The following is a 4,869-nucleotide window of genomic DNA, read 5'->3' as shown; positions in this document are numbered from 1 at the left end:
CGATCACGTCGTAGCTGTAGGTCTTGCGGCCGTTGCGTTTATCGTCGACCGCCAGCAGGTTGCCGCTCTCGTCGTACTGATAACGGCGCGCGATCACCGGCTCGGTGCTTGCGCCCACGCCCAGATGGCCGGCAACCTGCGCCAACAGCCGGCCCACCGGGTCGTACTGGAACTGGCTGGTCAGCGCACCCTGCGTGCGGCTGGTGGCCCGGTGCAGATTGTCGCGGTCGATATCGGTGATGACATCGCCGTCAATGTTGATCTGGTGCAGGTGTCCCGAACCGTAAAACAGGTTGTTCAGGACGCGTCCGTCAGGCAAGACCGTCTTGATCCGGTTGCCCAGCTCGTCATACTCGTGGCGCAGCTCGGTGCTGAAGTCGCGCGCTGTCGTCTGCTCGCCAACCAGCTGGCCCAGCGCATCGTAGCGCAGGTTCACTTCGGCGTCCGCATTGATGGCCTGGGTCATCCGTCCGACGGCATCGTAGGCGTAGCGCAGGCGCAATTGTTCGGCCTGGGTGTCGCCGGTGGTGCGCGAGATGAGCGTTTCGACCAGCTGGCCGCCGCTGTCGCGGCTGTAGTGGGTGTCGATGCGCGTGTACGCGTTGCGCTCGCCGCTGCCAAGTTCTTCCTTGGCGGTGAGCAGGCCGCTCTGGTCGTAGCGGTAACGCGTCAGGCGCGCATCGAAACCGGTTTCTTCGATCAGGCGATCAAAAGCGTCGTAGACGAAGCGGTGCGCGTCGCCGTTTTCATTGATCAGCTCGGCCAGACGGCGGGCATCGTCGTAGCGGTATTCCATCACGCCGCCACGCGCGTCGATGCGCTTGAGCGGCTGTCCATCGGTGTCGAGCACGTAGCTGGTGCGATTGCCGAGCGGGTCGATGTGCGCGATCAGGCGCCCGAGCGGATCGTACTCGTAGCTTTCACCGCCCTGGGCCTTGTCGGTCCCCGCAGGCCGGCCGAGCGGATCATAGTTGTAGAAGGTGCTGTTGCCGTTGGCGTCGGTGGCGCGCAGCAGCCGGCCCCTGTCGTCGTAGTTGAAATGGGTCGTGTTGTTCGAGCAATCGGTATAGCTGATCAGTTGTGCCGCGCGGTTGTAGTCGAGCCGCTTGACGCCGCCTGCCGCATCCGTCACGCGCACCGGCAAGCCGTTCGCATCGTACTGGTAGGACGTGCGCTGGCCCAGCGCATCGGTCACGCTGGCCAGGTTGCCAACGTCGTCGTAGCGCAGGGCGGTAGTGGCGCCGAGCGCGTCGGTGATCAGCGCCGGCTTGTCGAACCGGTTGTCGTAGACGATACCGGTGCCCTTGCCGTCGCTTTCGATGCGGGTGACGCGGCCGCGCTGGTCGTAGCGGTAGCTGACGCTGCGCCCGCCGGCATCGACGATGGCCAAAACGTTGCCGTCGCTGTCGAGACGGCGCGTGCTCACGCCGCCGGCAGCGTCCACCTTGCCGATGAAGCGCTTGCGGGCGTCGAAGCGGTAGCGTTCTTCGCGCCCCAGGTTGTCGGTGACGACGGTTTCCTGTTCCAGATAGCGAAGGCTCCACGAGCGGCCGTCGTTGACCCAGTTGCGGGTGACCTTGCCGCTGGCGGCGTACTCGTCGTATTCATAGCGCGATACCAGTCCGCCTGGCTGGCTGTGTTCGACCATCACGTGATTGCGATAGGCGAACTGGCGCATCACGACGCCCTTGCCGTTGCTGACCTTGGCCAGGTTGCCGCTTGCATCGTAGTCGTACGAGACCAGCAGTTCGGGATCGGTGTCGATCTCGGGCTCGGCCGGCTGCATGGCAATGCTGCGCAGGCGCGGGTAGCTGCGGTGGTCTTCAAACGCCAGCAGGAAGCTGCGCCCGGCGCTGTCTTCGACCCGCTCCGGCAACTGGCGCTGGTTGTAGGAAATGGTGATGCGGTTGCCGTTGGCGTCGATCTGGCCAACCAGACGGGCGATGTTACTGGCGGTGTCGGGCAGGGCGAACAGGTCACGTTCGCCTTTCTCGTCAACCAGTTCGAAGCAGCGCTCGTGCGTGCGCACCAGGGTGATTTTTTCGCAGGGCGAGTACAGCGAATCGCCGATGCCAGGTAACGAGAAGGTGATTTCGCGTGCGAAGGGAGCGAGCACGACAACGCTGTCGACGTTGATTTCCAGCGCAATCGACAGCGGTGTTTCCCAGCCGGAGCCGAGCCAGCCGGCCTGGCGCTGGGCGGAACTGTACGTGCGTTGCCAGATCAAGGGCAGCGCTGCCGGCAGGGTGAAGTCCAGGTCCATGGCGTCGGCGAGGAACTTGCTGCCGGTGATAGGACTGATGGGAGCGCCTACAGATGGCACGCATTTTACGCACGGTATGTTAGCCTGGCCTTCCTTCCGCGATTCGGTCTGCTTGGGCTTGGCAGCCTCCGGTTGCGCCGGCGCCGGTTTTGCCACGCTCGGCCCCTTGCCCGGCCCCTCGGCCGCTGCCGAGGTTTTGATCTTTAGTTTTGGGTGGCTCATCACGATCTGCTCGTTCTTCGCCAGCCAGGCGGCAAATCCCTGACCTAATTTGCCGCCGGCAATTTTTTTGAGCACTGCGGACGTGAGTTTGCCCGCGTACACCGCGGCGACCGCCCCCAGCAGCCCGATGATGAGGAAGAATTTGCCTTCTGCAAAAGACACTGCCGCCTGATTGATCATTTCGTGTCGTTTTGCACTTTGGCTAAGCGGCAGCATGCCGGCACGGACAGCTAAAGCGAAGCCGTCGATGATGGGCGAGAACAGCTTGGAGACCATGGGAACGAAGGCGATCGCCAGGTCATGCAAACCCACCAAGGCCATGATCGCCATGGCAATATCGATGCCCACCTGCGCGCCGACGACTGCGCCAGGTATCGCGCCGACGCCGCCGGCCAGGGCCCCAAGGGCACCGCCCACGGCGCCACCCAGGACAGCGCCACCGCCAAGATACATGGCAATTTCTTTGGCTACGCCGATCAGGATCGGTCGGACCATGCTGAAGTCGAGCCCCTCGACCGTCGCCGATAACCGTGCTAATACAAGGTGGTTCGAGGTCTCCAGCGCCTGCTCTACCGCCATGATGATACGGCCTTGCGGAAATTGCTCCGCCACATCGCGCATGCTGGGCAAAGGATACGATTTGGACAAGCGTTTCAGGCGTTGATGAAAATCGTCGACCGCCTTCGCGCCGCTCGGCAGGTAATTCCGCTCCAAGTCGTTCAGGACTCTGCCGAATTGCGGGAAGTCTTTAGAGAGGTCAACATTGAACATGGAGCGGATCTTTCTTCGGGGGTAACAGAAATCAGCGGGGTTGATATTTGGAATGCAATCTTGTGCGTGCGCCATTTTATACGATATTGAACGGCCAACTCGAAAACCGGATGGTCGATGACGACGGTTTCCTGTTCCAGATAGCGAAGGCTCGACGAGCGGCCGTCGTTGACCCAGTTGCGCGTGATCTTGCCGCTGGTGGCGTATTCGTTGTATTCATAGCGCGATAGCAGTCCGCCTGGCTGGCTGTGTTCGACCATGACGTGGTTGCGATAGGCGAACTGGCGCATCACGTCGCCCTTGCCGTTGCTGACCTTGGCCAGGTGCCGCTTGCATCGTCGTCGTACGAGACCAGCAGTTCGGGATCGGTGTCGATCTCGGGCTCGGCCGGCTGCATAGCAATGCTGCGCATGAGCGGGTGGCCTCGGTGGTCTTCAACTGCCAGCAGGAAGCCGCGCCCGGCGCTGTCCTCGACCCGCTCCGGCAATTGGCGCTGGTTGTTGGAAATGGTGATCCAGTTGCCGTTGGCGTCGATCTGACCAACCAGACGGACGATGTTGTGGGTGCTGTCGGGCAGAACGAACAGATCGCGCTCGCCTTGGTCGTCGGCCAGCTCGAAGCAGCGCTCGTGCATGCGCACGAGCGTGATTTTTTGGATGGTGAATATTGCGATTCACCGATGCCGGGCAACGAGAAGGTGAAACGAGAAGGTGATCTCGCGTGGGAAATCATCGCAACATCTGCAAGGCCGACTTCGGGCTTCCTAATATACCCGTGTTAGTTCGTAAGCTCTGACCTCGTGCCTCTAAGAACGTAATCTCGCGTGAAAGGAGATCGAAATGTCCGCTAAGGTGACTTGGGCACCCATGATATGCCCACGGTGGTTTGTAGGCACCGATCCGTGCAGCTGTGTTTGATTACCTAAAGCTGTGCAATATTCATTTCCGCAAGGGCTTCGCCAAGAGGTAGCGACAATTCTGCGTCAATAGCTGCCCACTCGTTGAGATCAAGTTTTCGCAGCAACGCAACCAACTTTTCAGTTCCATTGAAATGCATGACATCCCAAATTATGTCAGCGTCAAATCCATTTTCTGGATCACCTTGTTCTAACAGCGTCCTGATCTCTCCCGAAGCTTTTCCTTGGTAATCGTCTATTTCCGGATGCAGGCTGATAAGTTCCGCGTCCAACATTGCGCAAATAAATAAGAATACGCTCTCACGCCATTCTGAAGGCGTGGCGCCGTATTCCCCGCCATGCACTTTGGATAACATTGAACTTAGAGAAGCATCATCTAGCCCTAACACAATAACTTGACGTTGCACATCTCTATCGAATTTAATCACAAGCGTCCTCAAAGCGTAACTGTTCAGTCTGAATGACCAGCGCAATCAACAGTTGTAAACTCTTGGCAATTGCCGCATCCGGTAGGCATGCCACCGAAACCGCCCCGTCTCGATCTTACCAAGCTGTCCGATACCGACAAAGGTAAGCGGTCTATTTACCCCACCTTCCATTGCTAATTTTCGGCATCCAGAATCGGTACTCCATCAACTCAGGAGTCACGAACATGCAAGAGCCAACGAAGCACGAACTCTGGCCGGCGCGCCTGCAG

At 59.8% G+C, this 4,869-nt stretch carries 4 protein-coding genes; all 4 read right to left on the bottom strand.

Going from position 1 to position 4,869, the window contains the following annotated elements; genetic code table 11:
- Positions 1-3,256, bottom strand: a 3,256-nt coding sequence (locus tag F2P45_RS33715) for a DUF6861 domain-containing protein (protein ID WP_166882576.1), incomplete at its 3' end; no start/stop codon positions are given.
- Positions 3,205-3,546: a hypothetical protein gene (locus F2P45_RS33710; RefSeq protein WP_166882575.1), complete on the bottom strand. Its 342-nt coding sequence runs from the start codon at positions 3,544-3,546 to the stop codon at positions 3,205-3,207. The genes F2P45_RS33715 and F2P45_RS33710, both read right to left, overlap by 52 nt.
- The gene (locus F2P45_RS33705; RefSeq protein ID WP_166882574.1) at positions 3,546-3,890 is read right to left on the bottom strand and encodes a hypothetical protein; all 345 of its coding nucleotides are present in this window, start codon (positions 3,888-3,890) and stop codon (positions 3,546-3,548) included. Before F2P45_RS33705 ends, F2P45_RS33710 begins: the two co-directional genes overlap by 1 nt.
- A 287-nt stretch (positions 3,891-4,177) precedes the next feature.
- Positions 4,178-4,600 carry a hypothetical protein gene (locus tag F2P45_RS33700; protein WP_166882573.1) on the bottom strand — a complete coding sequence of 141 codons (423 nt, stop codon included), beginning with the start codon at positions 4,598-4,600 and terminating at the stop codon, positions 4,178-4,180.
- Positions 4,601-4,869: the final 269 nt, after the last annotated feature.

It is taken from the genome of Massilia mucilaginosa (genome assembly GCF_011682145.1).
GTDB classification, from domain to species: Bacteria; Pseudomonadota; Gammaproteobacteria; order Burkholderiales; family Burkholderiaceae_D; genus Telluria_A; species Telluria_A mucilaginosa.
The sequence above is the reverse complement of the archived record's forward strand: the minus strand, read 5'-3'. Positions and strand labels throughout refer to the sequence as shown.